Source organism: Lysobacter ciconiae (assembly GCF_015209725.1).
GTDB lineage: Bacteria > Pseudomonadota > Gammaproteobacteria > Xanthomonadales > Xanthomonadaceae > Novilysobacter > Novilysobacter ciconiae.
In genome coordinates, this window is sequence record NZ_CP063656.1 from 1,437,281 (window position 1) to 1,457,296 (window position 20,016).

Below are 20,016 nucleotides of genomic sequence, written 5' to 3' on the forward strand. Positions count from 1 at the left end.
AATCACTTCAGCCAGCAGGTTTCTGCAAGTGGCCTTGCTCGCACGGCGTTTTACCGCCGGCCTGCTTATCACCGCCACGCTGGGTGCCTGCACGATGACGGCCGTTGCCAACGCGCCTTCAGCCGAACCGTTGGATCAGGCCGGGCCCGAGGCCGTGGAAAACAAGATCGACCAATTGATGGCGCGCTATGACGGAAATGGGCCAGGGGCTTCGCTGCTGGTCGTTTGCGCCGGCGAGCCACCGATCCGTCGAGCCTATGGAATGGCCGACGTCGAGAACGCGATTCCTGTCACCGCGTCCACGAATTTCCGGCTGGCCTCGGTCAGCAAGCAGTTCACCGCCGCGTCAATACTGCTGCTCGCGCAGGACGGCCGCTTGAGCCTGGACGACCCGGCACGTAGATGGCTGCCCGAGCTTCCCGCCGCGAATGCGGGCGTCACCATTCGCCACCTGCTGACCCACGGTTCGGGTCTGATCGATTACGAGGACGAATTGCCCGACGATCTTGCCCATCAGGTGCACGATGCGGACGTACTGGCGATCCTATCCCGACAGGACTCGACCTATTTCCCGCCCGGCGGTGATTTCCAGTACAGCAACAGCGGTTATGCCTTGCTCGCGCTGATCGTGGAACGGGTGTCGGGTCAGTCGTATCCGGCATTCCTGCAGGAGCGCATCTTCCGGCCGCTGGGTATGACCGGCACGCTGGCCTATGTCGAAGGTGGGCCGGCGATCAACCATCGCGCCTACGGTTACAGCCTGATGGACGGCGCGTGGGTGCGAACCGACCAGAGTTCGACCAGCGCGGTGCTGGGTGACGGAGGGATCTACTCCTCGATCGAGGACCTGGAGAAGTGGAGCGCCGCCCTCAGTGACGATCGCCTGCTATCCGATCAATCGCGGGAACTGGCGTTCGCGCCGGCGGTATCGACCCATGATCCGGCGGTTCATTACGGTCTGGGCTGGTACGTCGGCAAGGACCATGTATGGCACTCGGGCGAGACGATCGGCTTCCGCAACGTCCTCGTGCGATACCCGAAGCAGGGTCTGGCGGTGGTGATCCTGAGCAACCGCAACGATCCGGAACCGATGGAAACGGCGCTCGCGATCGCTGCGCTGTTTCAGCAATAGGCGATCGCGGTCCAGGCGCGTCCGCGACACTACGCGCAGCATTGCAGTACCTGCAGGCATGAAAAAAGCGGCCTGAGCCGCTTTCTTCACTATTCGGCCCGGCGATCAACGCCGGACCTGTGCCGTGACTCAGGCCGCCTTCTTGGCCAGGTCACGCAACACGTAGTGCAGGATGCCGCCGTTGCGGTAGTACTCCACTTCCTTGGGCGTCAGCAGCAGCACGTCGACCTCGAAGCGCTTCTGGCTGCCGTCCGCCTTGGTCGCGACGACCGTGGCCGTCGTGGAGGCACCATCGTTCAGGCCGATGATGTCGATCATTTCCGAGCCATCCAGTCCGTGCGCCAGCGCGTTCTCGCCCGCCTTGAACTGCAGCGGGAGCACGCCCATCCCGACCAGGTTGGAACGGTGGATACGCTCGAAGCTTTCGGCGATCACGGCCTTGACGCCGAGCAGGATGGTGCCCTTGGCCGCCCAGTCGCGCGACGAGCCGGTGCCGTATTCCTTGCCGGCGAACACCACCAGCGGAACGCCTTCCTGCTTGTAGCGCATGGCGGCGTCGTAGATGTCCATCTGCTCGCCGTTGCCTTCGGCGTCGAAGTGCTTGGTGAAGCCACCTTCCACGTTGTCGAGCATCTGGTTGCGGATGCGGATGTTGGCGAAGGTGCCACGCACCATCACATCGTCGTTGCCGCGGCGCGAGCCGTAGCTGTTGAAGTCCGCCGGCTGCACGCCGCGCGACTCCAGGAAGCGGCCCGCCGGGGAGTCGGCCTTGATCGCGCCGGCCGGGGAGATATGGTCGGTGGTGATCGAGTCGCCAAACAAACCCATCACGCGCGCCCCGTGCAGGTCGTCAATGGCGGCGACCTCCATGGTCATGTCGTCGAAGTAGGGCGGGTTCTTGATGTAGGTGGACCCCTCGTCCCAGGCAAAGGATTCGCCATCGGGAGACTCGATCTCGTTCCAGCGCGCGTCGCCCTTGAAGACGTCGGCGTAGTTCTGGGCGAACAGTTCCGGCCCGACCGTCGCGGCGATCGTGTCGCTGATTTCCTTGTTGGACGGCCAGATATCGCGCAGGTACACGTCGTTGCCGTCCTGGTCCTTGCCCAGCGGATCATTGGCCAGGTCGATGTCCACGGTGCCGGCGATGGCGTAGGCGACGACCAGCGGCGGCGACGCCAGGTAGTTCATCTTCACTTCCGCATGGATGCGGCCTTCGAAGTTGCGGTTGCCCGAGAGCACCGCCGCGACCGCCAGGTCGTTCTCCGCGATACCGCGCGAAACCTCCTGGGCCAGTGGCCCGGAGTTGCCGATGCAGGTCGTGCAGCCGTAGCCGACGATGTAGAAATTGAGTTTTTCCAGGTCGCTCAGCAGCCCGGCCTTTTCCAGGTAATCGGTTACCACCCGCGAGCCGGGACCAATCGAGGTCTTCACCCACGGCGCGGCGGTCAGCCCCCTGGCGGCGGCCTTGCGTGCCACCAGGCCCGCACCGATCATCACGGCCGGGTTGGAGGTGTTGGTGCACGAGGTGATGGCGGCAATCACCAGCGATCCGTCGGTCAGCTCGTGGTCCACGTCCGCCAGGTTGATGGTCGACACCGGCTTGGCCGCCAGCGCCTTGGCCTGCGGCTGCCCGCCGCCTTCTTCCTTCAGCTCCTGCACCGCGCAACCCACGCCGCGGTTGCTGGTGAAGCCCTTGACGTTGGTGCGGAAGTTCTCCTGCATGTCGCTGAGCAGGACGCGATCCTGCGGGCGCTTGGGACCGGCCAGCGACGGCTGCACCTGGCTCATGTCGAGGGTCAGCGTCGCCGAGTAATGTGCATCCGGCTGGCCGGGCTCGTGCCACATGCCCTGCGCCTTTGCGTAGGCTTCGACCAACGCGATCTGCTCCTCGCTGCGACCCGACAGGCGCAGGTACTTCACCGCTTCGGCGTCCACCGGGAAGATGCCGCAGGTCGCGCCGTACTCGGGCGACATGTTGCCGATGGTGGCCCGATCGGCGAGCGGCAGGTGTTGCAGGCCCTCGCCGAAGAACTCGACGAATTTGCCGACCACGCCGAACTTGCGCAGCATCTGGGTAACCGTAAGCACCAGGTCGGTTGCCGTCGCGCCCTCGGGCAGCTTGCCGGTCAGCTTCATGCCGACCACCTGCGGGATGAGCATCGAGGACGGCTGGCCAAGCATGGCGGCCTCGGCCTCGATACCGCCCACGCCCCAGCCCAGCACGCCGATGCCGTTGATCATCGTGGTGTGGCTGTCGGTGCCGAACACGGTGTCGGGATAGGCGAACAGCTTGCCGTCGATCTCGCGCTCCATGACCACCCGGGCGAGCTTTTCCAGGTTCACCTGGTGGACGATGCCGGTGTTGGGCGGGACGACCTTGAAGTTCTCCAGCGCCTTCTGGCCCCAGCGCAGGAAGCCATAGCGCTCCTTGTTGCGCTCGAACTCGATCCGCCCGTTGATGTCCAGCGCGTCGGATCGACCGTAGACATCCACCTGTACCGAGTGGTCGATCACCAGCTCGGAAGGGATCTGCGGATTGATCTGGTTCGGCCTGCCGCCCAGCCGGGTGACCGCATCGCGCATCGCGGCGAAGTCGACCACGCAGGGCACGCCGGTGAAGTCCTGCAACACGACCCGCGCCGGCATGAAGGCGATCTCGCGCGACGATTCCGCCTTTGGATCCCAGTTCGCCACCGCCTCGATGTGCCCGGTGCCGACGGTCATGCCGCCGTCCTCGTGGCGCAGCAGGTTCTCCAGCAGGATCTTCATGGAGTAGGGAAGGCGGGCGATGTCGAACTTCTCGCCCAGCTTGCGCAGGCTGAAGAAGTTGTACTGCTTGCCGTTGGCGTCCAGGCGGTCAAGCGTGGAGAACGAATCGGTCGTCATGTGGGAGCTCCTTGTTGCGGATGGCGTGCGGGACAGGGCAGGGGAGCCCGTCTCCTTGCGATGTTCCTGGCGGTTTGCGTGCGTCGACAGTGGCGAGCCGCGGCAGGCGCTGAGTCCGTCGATATCGGAAGCAGCTTACAAGGGCAGGCGTGTTGATTGCGTCATCACGTTGATGAACACAGTGCCTCCGGATGTACTGTCGTGCAACGCCAAGTTGGCCGACACAGTATGCCTGAAAAAGTATGTATTATGAGGGCATACTTGAATTGACGCACCCTATGGACGTTACCGTTGCAGAGCGCGGCCAGATCACTTTGCCCAAAGCCGTGCGTGACGCGCTGGGGCTGAGCAAGGGCACCCTGCTGAAGGTCGAACTCGACGGCAGCCGCATCATTCTGAGCAAGAGTGTCGACGACGCCCTTTCTCGGGTGCGTGGCAAGTTCGAGCTGGACAGGGTTACGCCGGGCGCCGATGACGTGCACCCATCCGGTGACGGCGGATCGACCGACGGCGGATCCACGCGTTGATCGCGGTAGACGCGCCTGTCGTCATCGAACTGCTGAGCAACGGACCACAAGCCGATGCAGTCGAGTCCTGTCTGCGCCAGGCGCTTGTCGCTGGCCGGGTCGTGATCTGCAGCGTAACGCTGGCGGAAATCTGCGCGTCGCTGCGTGGCGGGTCGCAGGTGCAGGAAGCCCTTGAAGAGATGGGCCTCCATTTCAGTCCGCTGGAGGCCAAATCCGCGTTGCGCGCCGGCGAAATGCAACGTCGCCACCGACAACGCAGTGGTGCATCCGGACGCCTGGACCACTTCCTGGTCGGCGCCCACGCACTGCTCCAGTGCGATGGCCTCATCACCTGGAACGACACGTTCTACCGCGATTACTTCAAGGGCCTGAAACTGATCGTCCCCCGGGCCTGATCGTGGACGCAACCGCGATCGCTGGTGCGTGCAGATCGCGCGTCAGCCACCCAGATGCGCGTTCACCGCCGCCGTCAGATCGCGCCTACGCAGCAGGAAGTCCAGCAACCCGCCGCCGGACTGGCGCCACAGCACGGCCGAGCGGACCGCTGAGAGCAGGACGGCCCGGACTTCTGCGACGACGGCCGGCTGGCCGAGGTAGTGCGGGTTGCCCTGCACGAGCACGCGCGGCCGCAGGTTGCTCAGCGTTTTGGCGTACAGCCCACCGAGCGCGGCGAGGACCTCGGGATGGGCGACGCCCAGCTCATCGGCCTTGTCCTTCTGCGCGAGGATCCCGGCCTGCACTTCGCTGACCATGGCCATGTCGGCGACAAAACGGCGCTCCAGCTGGGTCACCGACAGCGTCAGTCGCGGCAGCTGCGCGTCCTTGGTCGTGCCGGCGAAGTAGTCGCGCAGCAACAGCAGCCCGGGCCTCAACGCGGCCGCCCCGCCATACACGTCGGCCACGGACGCCGCGTCGATCTGGAACACCGAGCTGAGCATCGTTTCCAGCACCGATGCCTCCGCCTGCCCGGTGTCCGCAATGCGCCGCACCTGCGCCAGCGCCTGGGCGAGCCCGGCAAGGGCCAACACCCGGTCGGACATGGGGTTGAAGCGGGTGCTGGGCGATGGAATGGCGGTGGATCCAATGTCGGTCATTCGGAGGCGGTTCTCAGACGTTGTTCGAGGGGAGCGTCGGTGCGCGCGATCACCGCGCCACCCAGGCAGACCGGTCCGTCGTACAGGACCAGCGATTGTCCGGGAGTGACTGCACGCTGGGGATTGGCGAATCGCACTTCAAGGCAGCCATCATCGCCCACCAGCACCTCACAGGGCTCGTCGGCCTGCCGATAGCGCGTCTGCGCGGTGCAGTGGAAGCGATCCGACGGCGGCTCGCCAGCGACCCAGTGTGCGCGCTCGGACCATAGCAGGCGCGATTTCAGCCATTGGGTGTCACTGCCCTGGTCCACATACAGCACGTTGCCCGCCACGTCCTTGCCGACGACGTACCACGGTTCCGCGCGAAAGCCGCGCACACCGCCGATGTTCAGCCCCTCACGCTGGCCAAGGGTGAAATAGAAGACGCCCGGATGGGTGCCGATCCGCTGGCCGTCCGGCGTGCGCATCTCGCCGCTGCGGGCGGGCAGGTACTGGCCGAGGAAGCTGCGGAAATCGCGCTCGCCGATGAAGCAGATTCCGGTGGAGTCCTTCTTGGCCGCGGTGGGCAGGCCGGCATCGCGGGCCATCTGGCGGATGGCCGGCTTGCGCAAATCGCCCAGCGGAAACCTTGTAGCCGCGAGCTGTTCCTGCCCCAGCTGGTGCAGGAAGTAGCTCTGGTCCTTGTCGCGGTCCACGCCACGCAACAAGCGATGCCTGCCGCGCTGGTGATCAACGCGGGCGTAATGGCCGGTCGCGATGAAGTCCGCGCCCAGCTCGCGGGCTGCGTCAAGGAAGTGCTTGAACTTGATCTCGCGGTTGCACAGCACGTCCGGATTGGGCGTGCGGCCGGCCGCGTATTCGGCCAGGAAGTGCGCGAACACCCCATCCCAGTACTCGCCGGAAAAGTCGCGGAAATGGATCGGGATGCCGAGCCGGCCGCAGACCGCCACCGCATCGCGCCGGTCGTCGTCGGCGCGACAATCACCGCTGTCGTCGTCCGCCCAGTTCTGCATGAAGAGCCCGGCGATGGGCTCGCCTGCGTCACGCAGCAGCAGCGCGGCGACCGATGAGTCGACACCGCCGGACATGCCGACAATCGTGCGCGGCCCGGCTGCGCCGCCGGTCGAGGGGCCGCTTGTATTCACGCCTGCTGCAACAGCGAGAGCGGATGCCGCTGCCCGGCGAGGTAGTCGGCGACGGTGCGCCATACCAGCGGACTGCGATGACGATCCGAGGCCTGTTCCAACTCGTCCGCGGTCATCCAAAGCGCGCGGGCGATGCCGTCGTCGAGGGTGCGCGACGGATCTTCGCCGAGCGCCTCACCGACAAACGCAAAGCGCAGGTAATAGCGCGCCTTCCCGCCGGGCTCCAGCGCCGGCGCGCTCCATTGGTAGGCGCCGATGAAGGCGGTCAGGCGGATGTCCCAGCGGGTTTCCTCGCGGGCTTCCCGCACGGCGGCCTCCTGCAGGCTCTCGTCGGGCTCCAGGTGGCCGGCGGGCTGGTTCAGCACCAGCCGGCCCTTGGAGGCCTCTTCGACGATCAGCAGGCGGCCGTCGCGCTCGACGACGGTCGCCACGGTGACGTCGGGCTGCCAGAAACGGCCTTCGCGGTAGCTCATTCAGAACTCATCGGAGCCGGGGCTCAACTCGGTTTCCATCGCGTCCGCGGTGGTGACGGCAGCGGCGATCGCATCCTTCAGCTCGGTGGCACTTGCATCGGCGGCGAGCTTCACCACGAACATCGCGATGTCACCCTGTTTCACCCAGCCGCCCAGGACCGAGTCATGGGAGTCTTCCAACAGCCGAACCGACACGGGAGCAGGGAAGCGACCGCCATCGACACGGTAGGCCGGCGACCAGATCTCCCGGACCCGGTGCGAGCCGAACTCGTGCACGGGGCTGCGCACGTAGGCCAGCTGGGTGCGATCGTCTTCCATCTCCAGGACCAGCTTGTAATCGCCGTCGTCGTCAACGTCGTGCTCGTAGCCGAGCTCATCCAGCTGCTTGCCGATCGAGACCTCGACCGCTGGCGCTTCAGCAGCCGCGGCCCTGTTGGATCCGACAGTCGCGTACTGCGCCGCCGCACCGCCGCTGACCAGCACGGCGGCCACCAGCAGACCGGCGACCTGTCTATTCAGTTTCATCAAAGTTGCCCTGATCAAACCGGCAATTCTGAGGCAGAGCCTGAAGCGCGTCCAATCGCGGAGGAAAATGGCGGGACCCGGCGATCTATAATGCGGCCATGCCAAGACACACTGAAACCGAACATCACCACGGAACCGTCGCCGAGGTGGGCAGGCCCGAACTGGCCCCGCCGCCGCTGTACTCGGTGCTCCTGCTCAATGACGACTACACGCCGATGGATTTCGTGGTCGAGGTGCTGATGCGCTTTTTCCCGATGACCGCCGAGAACGCCACCCAGATCATGCTTCACGTGCATACCCGCGGCCGCGGGGTTTGCGGCGTTTTCACACGCGACGTGGCCGAATCCAAGGTAGCGCAGGTCAACGAGTTCGCCAGGCTGAACCAACACCCGTTGCTATGTACGATGGAACGGGCCTGAACTGCCGGCGGCGTGGAAAATGGTTCCGGCACCCCCATCTTGGGATGCAGTAGTTACCGGAGGCACATGCCCCATGTTCAGCAAAGATCTCGAGTACAGCATCGGCCAGTGCTACAAGCGCGCCCGTGAGGCCCGCCACGAGTACATGACGGTCGAACACCTGCTGTTGGCCCTGCTCGACAACCCCTCGGCCGAATCGGTCCTCAAGGCCTGCGACGCGGACGACCACCGTCTGCGCAGCGACCTGGAGGAAGCCATTGCCACCTCGGTCTCGGTACTCCCCGACGACCTCGACCGCGACACCCAGCCCACCCTGGGCTTCCAGCGCGTGCTGCAACGCGCCGTCTACCACGTGCAGTCCTCCGGCAAGAAGGAAGTGACCGGTGCCAACGTGCTGGTGGCGATCTTCGGCGAGAAGGATTCGCACGCCGTCTATTTCCTCAACCAGCAGGACATTGCCCGGCTGGACGTGGTCAATTACCTGTCCCACGGCATCGCCCGCCACGGCGACGGCGAGGACAGCCAGCCGGCCGATGGCGAAGCCCGCCCCGCGGAGGCCGAAGGCGAGGGCAAGGCCGACGCGCTGTCGGAGTTTGCCGTGGACCTCAACCAGCTGGCCCGCGACGGCAAGATCGATCCGCTGGTCGGCCGCCGCGAGGAAGTCGAGCGGACGATCCAGGTGCTGTGCCGGCGCCGCAAGAACAACCCGCTGTACGTGGGTGAGGCCGGCGTGGGCAAGACCGCGATCGCCGAAGGCCTGGCCAAGCGCATCGTCGACGGCGATGTTCCCGAAGTGCTCGCCGACGCCACCATCTACGCGCTGGACCTGGGCGCGCTGGTGGCCGGCACCAAGTACCGCGGCGACTTCGAGAAGCGCCTGAAGGCGGTCCTGGCGCAGATGAAGAAGATTCCCGAGGCGATCCTGTTCATCGATGAGATCCACACCATCATCGGTGCGGGGTCGGCATCGGGCGGCACCATGGATGCCAGCAACCTGATCAAGCCGGCGCTGTCGTCGGGCGACCTGCGTTGCATCGGGTCGACCACGTTCCAGGAATACCGCGGCATCTTCGAGAAGGACCGCGCCCTGGCGCGTCGCTTCCAGAAGATCGACATCGTCGAGCCGACCCCGGGCGAGACCGTCGAGATCCTGCACGGGCTCAAGCCGCGCTACGAGACCCACCACGGCGTCACCTACAACGATGACGCCCTGCAGGCGGCGGTGGACCTGTCGGTCAAGCACATCGGTGACCGTTTGCTGCCGGACAAGGCGATCGACGTGATCGACGAGGCCGGCGCGCGCCAGCGACTGCTCCCGGAGGGCCAGCGCAAGTCGCAGATCGATGTCGACGAGATCGAGACGATCGTCGCCAAGATGGCGCGCATTCCGGCGCGGCAGGTATCGGCCACCGACAAGGACGTGCTGCGCAACCTGGAGCGCAACCTGAAGATGGTGATCTTCGGGCAGGACCCGGCCATCGACTCGCTCACCTCGGCGATCAAGCTGTCGCGTTCGGGCCTCGGCAATCCCGACAAGCCGATCGGCAACTTCCTGTTCGCCGGCCCGACCGGCGTGGGCAAGACCGAGGTGACCCGCCAGCTGGCGTTGCAGCTGGGCATCGAACTGGTCCGCTTCGACATGTCCGAGTACATGGAGCCGCATTCGGTGTCGCGCCTGATCGGTGCGCCTCCGGGCTACGTGGGCTTCGACCAGGGCGGCCTGCTGACCGAGAAGATCGTCAAGACCCCCCACTGCGTGCTGCTGCTGGACGAGGTGGAGAAGGCCCATCCGGACATCTTCAACATCCTGCTGCAGGTCATGGACCGCGGGGCGCTGACCGACACCAACGGCCGCGAGGCGAACTTCCGCAACGTGATCCTGGTGATGACCACCAACGCCGGCGCCGCCCTGGCATCGCGACGGACCATCGGCTTCACCCGCCAGGACCACAGCTCCGACGCCATGGAAGCCATCCGCAAGGCGTTCACGCCGGAGTTCCGCAACCGCCTGGACGCGGTGGTGCAATTCGACGCACTGGGCTTCGAGCACATCCTGCGCGTGGTGGACAAGTTCCTGATCGAGCTGGAAGCCCAGCTGCAGGAGAAGGGCGTGACGCTGTCGACCACGCCGGAAGCGCGCGAGTGGCTGGCCCAGCACGGCTTCGACCCGCAGATGGGCGCGCGGCCGATGGCACGGGTGATCCAGGACAGGATCAAGCGCCCGCTGGCCGACGAGCTGCTGTTTGGCAAGCTGATGAACGGCGGCCGCGTCAGCGTGGAGGTCAAGGACGACGAGCTGGTGATCGACTCGCGCTCGGAGCCGGAGAAGTTGCTGCCGGCTTCGGTGGAGTAAGGGACTACCGTCCGGGTCGACGCCGTCATGGCCGACCCGGCATCCCGATCTGGAGTCATAAAAAAGGCGGCCACTGGCCGCCTTTTTTTGCGTCGTACCCGCCGCGATTACTTGTTGCGGTAGGTGATGCGCCCCTTGGTGAGGTCGTACGGGGTCATCTCCACTTTTACCTTGTCGCCGGTCAGGATGCGGATGTAGTTCTTGCGCATCCGGCCTGAAATGTGGGCGATGATCTCGTGCCCGTTTTCGAGGCGCACGCGGAACAGGGTGTTCGGAAGGGTTTCCGCCACCGTGCCCTCGAATTCGATCACGTCGTCTTTTGCCATGTGTTTCCTGTATCACTCGAATGGCGGCGCAACAATGCGGCCGCGAAGCCCGGCATTCTGACACGATCAGGCCGACCACGCAAAACTGGCGCGGATTTCCTGTTCACGTGGCGCGCCCGATCGGGATCGCGGTCGCCGTCGTCTTGTCGCCGCCGCCCGCCAGGCTCCTGGCCGCGAGGCGACCGAAGCGATCACGCCAGTGACCGGGCTCACCCGGTTCGGCGGCCAGCGCGCGAGCAACATCCAGAAACCGGTCGCGCGGCCACGACTCGGCACCCAGCGACACCAGGTGTGCATTCTCGATCTGCGCGTCGATCAACGGCCAGCCGCGCAGGTCCAGCTGATGGGCGAGGGCGGCCAATGCGGTCTTGGATCCACCGGGCGCGGCGCTGAACATGCTCTCGCCGAAAAACATCCTGCCGATCGCCACGCCGTACAGTCCGCCGACCAATGTAGCGCCGTCCCAGACCTCGATGGAGTGCGCGAACCCCAGCGCGTGCAGCGCGTGGTACGCCTCACGCATGGCGGGAGTGATCCAGGTGCCCGGCTGGCCGGCGCGGGGCGTCTGCGCGCAGGCGTCGATGACCCGCCGGAACGCGGTGTCGGCGGTGACCGTCCATGTGGAGCGCCGAAGATCACGAAGGAACCGTCTGGAAAGGTGCACCGCGTTGGTGCGGAAAACGGTGCGCGGGTCCGGCGACCACCAGAGCAACGGCTGGCCTTCGGAATACCAGGGGAAGATCCCGCTGGCATACGCGGTCAAGAGACGCGCTGGGGACAGGTCGCCGCCCATCGCCAGCAAGCCGTCCGGTTCGCGCAGGGCGGTGCGCGGATCCGGAAAGGGCGCGGCGGGATCGTCCGGTAGCTCAGGAAGATAGATCGGCATCGGCTGCCTGCCCGGGCTCGGCCTGCTTGAACGGGGAATGCGCCGACAGCGTGCGCGCGTAGCTGCGCACCGATTCGGCCTCGTGGGCGCACCAGGGCCGCAGGGCCTCACGAAACACCGGTTCGGCGATCCAATGGCGGCTGTGCACGAACACGGGCAGAAAGCCGCGCGCCAGCTTGTGCTCGCCCTGCGCGCCGGGTTCAAAGCGCGAGAGGCCTTTGCGCAGGCAGTATTCGATGCCCTGGTAGTAGCAGGTTTCGAAGTGCAGGCCAGGCAGGTCTTCGATCGAGCCCCAGTAGCGCCCGTACAGCGTGTCGCCGCCACGCAGGCATAGCGCGCCTGCGATGGGCCGGCCCCCGCGCTCGGCGAAGAACAGGACGATCGACTCGGGAATCGTCTCGGCGAGATGGTGCAGGAAGGGCAGCGTCAAGGCCGGGTGGTTGCCGTATTCGGCGAATGTCTGCAGGTAGAAGCCATGGATCCGGCGCAGGTCTTCCGCCGTCGCGCTCGTGCCATCGACGATCCGGAAGCTCACCCCGGCGGCGGCAACGCGGGCGCGTTCCTGGCGGATATTCTTGCGACGCTTGTGGCTGAGCGCGCCCAGGAAGCCGGCAAAGTCCTCCCAGTCGCCGTGGTTAGTCCAGTGGTACTGGACGTCGATGCGGGCCAGCCATTGGCTGCTGGTTTCGGCGTCCTCGAATGCTCCCTGCTGGCCCGCCGGGTGGAAATTGACGTGCGCCGAGGAGTTACCCATACGCGCCGCATCGTCGGCCATCGCATCAACCAGTGCCCGCTCAAGCCCGGCATCGCCAGCCGCCAGCAGGCGCGGGCCGGTGACCGGGGAGTAGGGCACCGCGTAAAGATGCTTGGGGAAGTACGCCAGTCCCTGCGATGCGTAGGCGCGGGCCCAGGCGTGGTCGAACACGAACTCGCCGTGCGAGTTCTCTTTCAGATAGCCCGGCGCGGCGGCCACCAGCGTGCCGTCGCGCCACAGGGTCAGGTGCCTGGGCGTCCAGCCCCATTCGGCCTGAATGCAGCCGTGCCGTTCCAGGCCGGCGAGGAAGGCGTGGCGTACGAACGGATTGCTGCCGTCGTGCAGCCGGTCCCACGCTGCAGGCTCTATCTCATCCAGCCGGGCGACCGTGCGAGCGAGCAGGGCGCTCATCGGCGGGTGCCGGTGGTCAGCTTTCCAGGTCGAGGAAACGCTCGGCGTCCAGCGCGGCCATGCAGCCGAAGCCGGCCGAGGTGATCGCCTGGCGGTAGACCTGGTCGGCCACATCGCCGGCGGCGAACACGCCGGGCACCGAGGTCTGCGTCGCGTTGCCGGCCAGGCCCGACTCGATCTGCAGGTAGCCGCTGTTCATTTCCAGCTGGCCTTCGAACAACGAGGTGTTGGGGGTGTGGCCAATCGCCACGAAGAAGCCGTTGACCTGGATCTCGCGGACGCTCTGGTCACCCTTGGTGGAGCGAAGGCGCATGCCGGTCACGCCGGAGTCGTCGCCGAGCACTTCCTCCACCGCATGGTCCCAGACCAGTTCGATCTTGCCCGCCTGGGCCTTGGCGAACAGCTTGTCCTGCAGGATCTTCTCCGCGCGCAGTGTGTCGCGGCGATGCACCAGATAGACCTTGCGGGCGATGTTGGACAGGTACAGGGCCTCCTCGACGGCCGTGTTGCCGCCGCCGATGACCGCCACTTCCTGCTCCTTGTAGAAGAAGCCATCACAGGTCGCGCAGGCGGACACGCCCTTGCCCATGTACTTGGTCTCCGACTCCAGGCCCAGGTATTTGGCGCTGGCGCCGGTGGCGATGACCAACGCGTCGCAGGTGTACTCGCCGCTGTCGCCGATCAGGCGGAACGGGCGGCGCGACAGGTCGGCCGAGTGGATGTGGTCGAACACCACCTCGGTGTCGAAGCGCTCGGCGTGCGCCTGCATGCGCGACATCAGGTCGGGGCCCTGCAGGCCGTGGGCGTCGCCGGGCCAGTTGTCCACGTCAGTGGTGGTCATCAGCTGACCGCCCATCTGCATGCCCGTGATCAGCAGCGGTTTGAGGTTGGCGCGCGCGGCGTACACCGCGGAAGTCCAGCCCGCAGGGCCGGAGCCCAGGATGATGAGGCGGGCGTGTTTGTTTGGGGTCATGTCTATAATCGCAACGGTTGTCGGAGATGCGGCGGCAGCGTTGATGCAGCTGCCAGGATGCTACCTAGCTTGGAGTCCGGGTCCCGGCAACACAAGGCGAAGGGGCGGGAACGGATCGTTGCATCGCAGTCGCTTGATGCGGCCGGATTCCATTACATCACGTATATTCAATAGCTAACGCAACTTAGCTAAGGCGGAACATCACGGTGGCGCAAGCGTCTGCTGCATCCCGGAAAAAGAAAGCCCCATTGAGTCCCGGCGCTGCGAAAACGCCTTCGCCGGGCCGCCAGCGGCTGATGCGGGATATCGCGATGATCGTGATCGCGCCGGTCCTGCTGTATCTGGTCGCCAGCCTGTTCACCTATTCGCCCACCGACCCGGGCTGGTCGCAGTCGGTCAGCGTGACGGCGCCGATAAGCAACTGGGGCGGCTACTTCGGCGCGTGGACGGCGAGTGTGTTGCTCGCCCTATGCGGTTATGTGGCGTTCCTTCTGCCGGTGATGCTGGGCCTGGTCGCCTGGATTGCCCTGTTCGGGATGGATACCGACGGCGACGGCGAGGCCGACCTCGGTCCCGCGCTTCGCCTGGTCGGTATCGTCGGCTTCCTGGTCTCGGCGACCGGATTGCTGCAGCTGCGCATCGGCCCGGTGGCCGACTTTTCGGCCGGCGCCGGCGGCATCCTGGGCAAGCTCGTGGGGGACTCGCTGTACAAGGGCTTCGGGCCGGTCGGCGGCAACCTGTTCCTGCTGGCCTTGCTGCTGGTCTCGGTAACCCTTGCCACCGGCATCTCCTGGCTGGCTGTGATGGATCGCATCGGGCAGGGCGTGATGCGCCTGGGGCCCGTGCTGGGCGGCTTGTTCCGGCGCGGCAGCAAACAGGCCAGCGAGTGGCAGCACACCCGGGCGCTGCGCGAGGAGCGCGAGGAGGTCCGCAAGGTCGATACCGAGCTGCGGGCAAAACGTGCGCCGGTCAGGATCGAGCCGCCCGCGCCGGCGGCCGTGGAGCGCAGCGACCGCGCCCACCGCGAGCAGCAGATCCCGTTGCTCAACGTCAGCGATGGCAGCGGAATACCGCCTTTGTCGCTGCTGGACGACCCCAAGCCGCAGCCCAAGGGCTACAACTCCGAGACGCTGGAGACCCTGTCGCGGCAGATCGAGTTCAAGCTCAAGGATTTCCGCATCGATGCGACCGTGGTCGGCGCCTATCCGGGGCCGGTGATCACGCGCTTCGAGATCGAGCCGGCGCCCGGGATCAAGGTCAGCCAGATCAGCTCGCTGGACAAGGATATTGCACGCGGGCTGTCGGTGAAGGCCGTCCGCGTGGTCGACGTGATTCCGGGCAAGGCGGTGATCGGCCTGGAAACGCCGAACGACAAGCGCGAGATGATCTACCTCTCCGAGCTGCTGCGTTCCAAGGAATACGACAAGTCCTCCAGTCCGCTGACCATCGCACTGGGCAAGGACATCGGTGGTCGTCCGACGGTGGCGGACCTGGCGCGCATGCCGCACCTGCTGGTCGCCGGCACCACCGGCTCGGGCAAGTCGGTCGGCGTCAATGCCATGGTGTTGAGCCTGCTCTACAAGGCGTCGGCGAAAGACGTGCGGATGCTGATGATCGACCCGAAGATGCTGGAACTCTCGGTCTACGAGGGCATTCCGCATCTGCTGGCGCCGGTGGTTACCGACATGAAGGAGGCGGCCAACGCGCTGCGCTGGTGCGTGGCCGAGATGGAGCGACGCTACAAGCTGATGAGCGCGGTCGGCGTGCGCAACCTGGCGGGCTTCAACAAGAAGGTGCGCGACGCGATCGACGCCGGCCAGCCGATGAGCGACCCGCTGTTCAAGCCGAATCCGGAAATCGACGAAGTGGCACCGCTTTTGGAACCGCTCCCGTTCATCGTGATCTTCATCGACGAATTCGCCGACATGATGATGATCGTCGGCAAGAAAGTGGAGGAGCTGATCGCCCGTCTGGCGCAGAAGTCCCGCGCTGCCGGCATCCACCTGATCCTGGCCACGCAGCGGCCGTCGGTGGACGTCATCACCGGGCTGATCAAGGCCAACATCCCGACCCGGATCGCCTTCCAGGTGTCGAGCAAGATCGACTCCCGCACCATCCTTGACCAGTCCGGCGCGGAAACGCTGCTGGGCAATGGCGACATGCTCTACCTCCCGCCGGGCACCGCGATGCCCGAGCGCGTGCACGGTGCGTTCGTGTCCGACGACGAGGTGCATCGCGTGGTCGAGTTCCTCAAACAGACCGGCGGCGGGCCCGATTACATCACCGGCGTGCTGGAGGACGTCCAGACCATGGGCGACGGCGTGGTGGTGGGTGCCGGCGGCCTGCCGGAAACCGTCAGCAGCGGCGACGAATCCGACCCGCTGTACGACGAGGCGGTCCGCGTGGTCACCGAGACGAGGAGGGCGTCGATCTCGGGCGTGCAGCGGCGTCTCAAGATCGGCTACAACCGCGCCGCGCGGCTGGTCGAGGCGATGGAGGCGGCCGGCATCGTCAGCCCGCAGGAACACAACGGCGACCGCAGCGTACTGGCGCCGCCGCCACCGCGGGACTGAACCGTCGCGCACGATGTCGCGTACCTGTTCAGCTTGATGCCCACACACTTGACGTCCGTTGGACAGCAACGTTGATGCAACCGGAGATCGACCTATGAACCCGATGATTCGCTGGGGTACCGGATTGCTGCTGGGCGCGTTTGTCGCCGGCAGCGCGCTTGCGGGCGCACGCGATGATCTCTCGCAATTCACCAGTGGGCTGACCGGGCTGGATGGCTCTTTCACCCAGCAGGTGTATGACGCTGGCGGCAAGCTGAAGGAGACCTCCACCGGCAAGGTCCAGCTGTCGGTTCCGCACCTGTTCCGCTGGGAGTACGTCAAACCGCATCCGCAGCTGATCGTCGCCGACGGCAAGAAGGTGTGGATCTTCGATCCTGACCTGGAGCAGGTGACCGTGCGTTCCCAGGGCGCCGAGGAGCAGAGCAGCCCGCTTTCCGCATTGTTTGAGCCGGCCAAGCTGGACCAGCGATTCGTCGCCAGGGAAACCGGCAAGGCGGACGGCCTGGACTGGCTCAGCCTGGCCCCCAGGAGCGACGAGGAGGCCAGCTTCCGCACCGCACGCCTGGGCTTTGCCGACGCCAAGCTGGTCCGCATGGAGGTGGAGGACGCCGTCGGCCAGCGCACCCGCATCGAGTTCGGCGCGTGGAAGCGCAATCCCGACTTCGCCGCGTCCACCTTCAAATACACGCCGCCCAAGGGCGTGGACGTGATCGGCGAAGGCTGATCACGCTCCCCGCTTGCCCAGATCGCGCGCCGCCGGTACCGATGCGTCCCTGACGCCTGATCTGCTGAGCGTGGACAACAGCGCGCTGCGCCCGCTCGCCGAGCGCATGCGGCCGGCGTCGCTGGACGAGATGGTCGGCCAGCGACGCCTGCTGGCACCCGAGTCGGCACTGCGGCGCGCGGTGGAATCCGGCCACGCCCACTCGATGATCCTGTGGGGACCGCCGGGCTGCGGAAAGACCACCTTCGCGTTGCTGCTGGCCCAGTACACGGATGCCGAATTCCGGGCGATATCGGCGGTGCTGTCCGGCCTGCCGGAAGTCCGCAAGGTGCTGGCGGAGGCGGCGCAGCGATTCGCCGAAGGCCGGCGAACGGTGCTCTTCGTCGACGAGGTGCACCGCTTCAACAAGACCCAGCAGGACGCGTTCCTGCCGCACATCGAGCGCGGCACGATCCTGTTTGTTGGTGCGACGACCGAGAACCCCTCGTTCGAACTGAATTCCGCGCTGCTGTCACGCTGCCGCGTGCACGTCATGGACGCGGTTTCCGCCGACGACATCGCCATCGCACTGCGCCGCGCGCTGGACGACGCCGACCGCGGACTCGGCGGGCAGCACCTGAAAGTCACCGACGAGGCATTGCTGCAGATTGCCGGCGCGGCGGATGGCGATGTACGCCGCGGATTGACGCTGCTGGAGATCGCCGCCGAGCTGGCTCTGGGTGAGGAGGGCGAGATCACCCCGGCGACGCTGGCGCAGGTCCTCGCCGACAGGACCCGCCGCTTCGACAAGGGTGGCGAGCAGTTCTACGACCAGATATCGGCCCTGCACAAATCGGTGCGCAGCTCCAATCCCGACGCCGCGCTGTACTGGTTCGCGCGGATGATGGACGGCGGTTGCGATCCGGCCTACCTGGCCCGCCGGCTGACGCGGATGGCGACCGAGGACATCGGCCTGGCCGATCCGCGCGCCCAGCAGATGGCGATCGACGCCTGGGACACCTACGACCGCCTGGGCAGCCCGGAGGGCGACCTGGCGCTGGCCCAACTGGTGATCTACCTGGCCAGCACCGCCAAATCCAATGCTGTCTATACCGCCTGGAATGCCGCCCGACGCGACGTGCGCGAGCACGGCACACAGGAGGTGCCGATGCATCTGCGCAACGCGCCCACCAAGCTGATGAAGGAACTGGGCTACGCCAAGGGCTATCAGTACGACCATGATGCGGCCGACGGCATCGCACTGGAGCAGACCGGATTTCCCGATGCGATGGGCGAGCAGGTCTACTACCGACCGGTCGAGCGGGGTATGGAAATCAAACTGAAGGAAAAGATCGACCAGATCCGCGCGGCGCGGATAGTGGCGCAGAAAAAAGCACGCTGATCGGCGTGCCTTGGCCGGCACCTGGTGCCGATGTAACCCTGGTGTAACAAGGTGTAACTGCACCGTTACACCCCTTTGGCATCGCTGCACCAGCGGGTCCGGATCCCAATGCCGCGTCCGGCAACGCCGGCCGCGCTTCCCCAAGGCCAAAAACCTCCACACGGAAAAGCGTCGACTCTCCAGCTGTTCAGGGCGTGCAACAGCCGAGATTGGGTTCGCGCCATGCGCACGGGCAGAACGGCCCGCACCGTTTCTGGCTTGCACTCGACCGGGGACACCTTGGCATGACTGATGCGTTTTCTCCTTACAGCGTCGGCCCCTCCCCCCTGTTTTCCACGGTCGGCGCATTGACCCAGGAGAACGACGATGCAACTACGCAGAACCCTCATCTCATCCACGATTTTGCTGGCGCTGGGTGTCTCCGGCCAGGCCCTGGCGCAGTCGGCCGACGAACGCGGACCGGGTGACAACACCCAGACGATCGACCAGACCACCACGAACACCGATAGCAACGACGAGGACTACAGCGGCAACAACCGCAACAATCGCGGCCGGGCGGACGCCTCGGGGCAGGGCAGTGCGGCGGCCAACAACAACAGCACGGCCACGGCCAACTGGTCCAGCTCGTTCAACACCAGCAGGGCTGTCGCCCGGACCGAACTGAACGGCTACGTCAGCGGTGTCAGCGTGTATGACATCGGCAACGTGGCGCGCAACAACGGCAACGCGCGCGGTGGCGACGGCGGCTATGCGGGCGATGGGCGCGGCGGCAACGGCAACGGCGGCGAGGGCTACGGCGCTGACGGTGGCGATACCGGCGACGCGACGGCGGCCAGCATGCGCTTGGGCAACGCGTCCAGTGACAGTGGCGATGCCGGCTCCTGGGCGGGCTCCGGTTCAAGCTCCGACTCTGCGACCCTCGGCCTGGCGGAGACCTGGGCGGATGGCTATTCGGACGCCGACGCACGTGCCCGTGAGCGTCGTGCGGGCGACTCGAACGCGGATGCCACGGCGGATGCAAGCGCAGATGCGACCACCGACAGCGCCAACACATCGACTTCGGGCGCGGCGACAGCCGATGCGATCGCCAGTGCCGATTCGGGCGCGGCCGACAGCGCCGATTCCGGTTACAGCGGCGATGCCATGGCGACGTCGGGTGACGGCGGCAACGGCGGTGACGGCATGGGCGGCAACGGCCGTGGCGGCAACGGCACGGGTGGCAACGGAGGTCGCGCGGGCGATGGCGGCTCCACCATGGCCGATGCGGGAAGCTTCGACATGTCGAACTACATGAACGGCTCGGCCAACGCGGCTGCCGGGATCATGGTGGTGGCGCAGAACAGCGGCGCGGCATCGTTGATCCAGCAGGGCGTGACTGTCCAGGCGAACCTGGCCGTCGGCCCGTAGCAGCTGCCAACGCCGGAGCTGGCAGGG

Annotated in this window: 18 protein-coding genes; 9 read left to right on the top strand and 9 right to left on the bottom strand. The window is 66.1% G+C overall.

Annotated elements, in window-relative coordinates:
* Positions 1-94 precede the first annotated feature (94 nt).
* Complete coding sequence (locus tag INQ41_RS06570) at positions 95-1,132, top strand: serine hydrolase domain-containing protein (protein ID WP_193987252.1); 1,038 nt, start codon at positions 95-97, stop codon at positions 1,130-1,132.
* A 129-nt stretch (positions 1,133-1,261) separates the two neighbouring features.
* Here INQ41_RS06570 and acnA read toward each other — a convergent pair whose 3' ends face one another.
* On the bottom strand, positions 1,262-4,018 hold the full coding sequence (gene acnA, locus INQ41_RS06575; protein ID WP_193987090.1) for an aconitate hydratase AcnA: 2,757 nt from the start codon (positions 4,016-4,018) through the stop codon (positions 1,262-1,264).
* 278 nt (positions 4,019-4,296) lie between these two features.
* Between acnA and INQ41_RS06580 the strand changes: the two genes are divergently transcribed.
* Positions 4,297-4,545, top strand: a complete 249-nt coding sequence (locus INQ41_RS06580) for an AbrB/MazE/SpoVT family DNA-binding domain-containing protein (protein ID WP_193987091.1) — start codon at positions 4,297-4,299, stop codon at positions 4,543-4,545.
* Positions 4,542-4,940, top strand: coding sequence for a type II toxin-antitoxin system VapC family toxin (locus tag INQ41_RS06585; RefSeq protein WP_193987092.1), 399 nt, complete (start codon positions 4,542-4,544; stop codon positions 4,938-4,940). The genes INQ41_RS06580 and INQ41_RS06585 overlap by 4 nt, the downstream gene beginning before the upstream one ends.
* 42 nt (positions 4,941-4,982) lie before the next feature.
* On the opposite strand, the gene INQ41_RS06590 is transcribed toward INQ41_RS06585, so the two are convergent.
* From INQ41_RS06590 to INQ41_RS06605, 4 genes are read right to left on the bottom strand one after another with little or no spacing between them, the layout of a single operon-like run.
* Complete coding sequence (locus tag INQ41_RS06590; RefSeq protein ID WP_193987253.1) at positions 4,983-5,585, bottom strand: lysogenization protein HflD; 603 nt, start codon at positions 5,583-5,585, stop codon at positions 4,983-4,985.
* A gap of 50 nt (positions 5,586-5,635) precedes the next feature.
* The gene (gene mnmA, locus INQ41_RS06595) at positions 5,636-6,727 is read right to left on the bottom strand and encodes a tRNA 2-thiouridine(34) synthase MnmA (protein ID WP_228076785.1); all 1,092 of its coding nucleotides are present in this window, start codon (positions 6,725-6,727) and stop codon (positions 5,636-5,638) included.
* Between the two features lie 53 nt (positions 6,728-6,780).
* Entirely contained in the window at positions 6,781-7,257 is a 477-nt protein-coding gene (locus tag INQ41_RS06600) for an NUDIX hydrolase (RefSeq protein WP_193987094.1), read from the bottom strand.
* Positions 7,258-7,782, bottom strand: a complete 525-nt coding sequence (locus INQ41_RS06605) for a hypothetical protein (protein WP_228076741.1) — start codon at positions 7,780-7,782, stop codon at positions 7,258-7,260.
* Between the two features lie 98 nt (positions 7,783-7,880).
* On the opposite strand from INQ41_RS06605, the gene clpS reads away from it, so the two are divergent.
* Both clpS and clpA read left to right on the top strand, forming a co-directional pair.
* Positions 7,881-8,201 carry an ATP-dependent Clp protease adapter ClpS gene (clpS, locus tag INQ41_RS06610; RefSeq protein ID WP_193987095.1) on the top strand — a complete coding sequence of 107 codons (321 nt, stop codon included), beginning with the start codon at positions 7,881-7,883 and terminating at the stop codon, positions 8,199-8,201.
* 73 nt (positions 8,202-8,274) lie between these two features.
* Positions 8,275-10,554 (top strand): ATP-dependent Clp protease ATP-binding subunit ClpA, encoded by a 2,280-nt coding sequence (gene clpA, locus INQ41_RS06615; protein WP_193987096.1) that lies wholly within the window; start codon positions 8,275-8,277, stop codon positions 10,552-10,554.
* A gap of 107 nt (positions 10,555-10,661) precedes the next feature.
* Here clpA and infA read toward each other — a convergent pair whose 3' ends face one another.
* The 4 genes from infA to trxB all read right to left on the bottom strand — a co-directional run bounded on the left by infA (position 10,662) and on the right by trxB (position 13,904).
* Entirely contained in the window at positions 10,662-10,880 is a 219-nt protein-coding gene (gene infA, locus INQ41_RS06620) for a translation initiation factor IF-1 (RefSeq protein ID WP_036193457.1), read from the bottom strand.
* A 103-nt stretch (positions 10,881-10,983) separates the two neighbouring features.
* Entirely contained in the window at positions 10,984-11,766 is a 783-nt protein-coding gene (gene aat / locus INQ41_RS06625) for a leucyl/phenylalanyl-tRNA--protein transferase (protein WP_193987097.1), read from the bottom strand.
* Positions 11,747-12,931, bottom strand: a complete 1,185-nt coding sequence (locus tag INQ41_RS06630; RefSeq protein WP_193987098.1) for a GNAT family N-acetyltransferase — start codon at positions 12,929-12,931, stop codon at positions 11,747-11,749. Before INQ41_RS06630 ends, aat begins: the two co-directional genes overlap by 20 nt.
* Before the next feature lie 16 nt (positions 12,932-12,947).
* Positions 12,948-13,904: a thioredoxin-disulfide reductase gene (trxB, locus tag INQ41_RS06635; protein ID WP_193987099.1), complete on the bottom strand. Its 957-nt coding sequence runs from the start codon at positions 13,902-13,904 to the stop codon at positions 12,948-12,950.
* A 206-nt stretch (positions 13,905-14,110) separates the two neighbouring features.
* Between trxB and INQ41_RS06640 the strand changes: the two genes are divergently transcribed.
* The 4 genes from INQ41_RS06640 to INQ41_RS06655 all read left to right on the top strand — a co-directional run bounded on the left by INQ41_RS06640 (position 14,111) and on the right by INQ41_RS06655 (position 19,989).
* Positions 14,111-16,477 (top strand): DNA translocase FtsK, encoded by a 2,367-nt coding sequence (locus INQ41_RS06640; RefSeq protein ID WP_407074253.1) that lies wholly within the window; start codon positions 14,111-14,113, stop codon positions 16,475-16,477.
* Positions 16,478-16,571: 94 nt separating this feature from the next.
* Positions 16,572-17,201 (top strand): outer membrane lipoprotein chaperone LolA, encoded by a 630-nt coding sequence (gene lolA, locus INQ41_RS06645; protein ID WP_193987101.1) that lies wholly within the window; start codon positions 16,572-16,574, stop codon positions 17,199-17,201.
* 13 nt (positions 17,202-17,214) lie between these two features.
* Positions 17,215-18,582, top strand: coding sequence for a replication-associated recombination protein A (locus INQ41_RS06650; RefSeq protein WP_282436993.1), 1,368 nt, complete (start codon positions 17,215-17,217; stop codon positions 18,580-18,582).
* A 366-nt stretch (positions 18,583-18,948) separates the two neighbouring features.
* Positions 18,949-19,989, top strand: coding sequence for a hypothetical protein (locus tag INQ41_RS06655; protein WP_193987102.1), 1,041 nt, complete (start codon positions 18,949-18,951; stop codon positions 19,987-19,989).
* The last annotated feature ends 27 nt before the right edge of the window (positions 19,990-20,016 follow it).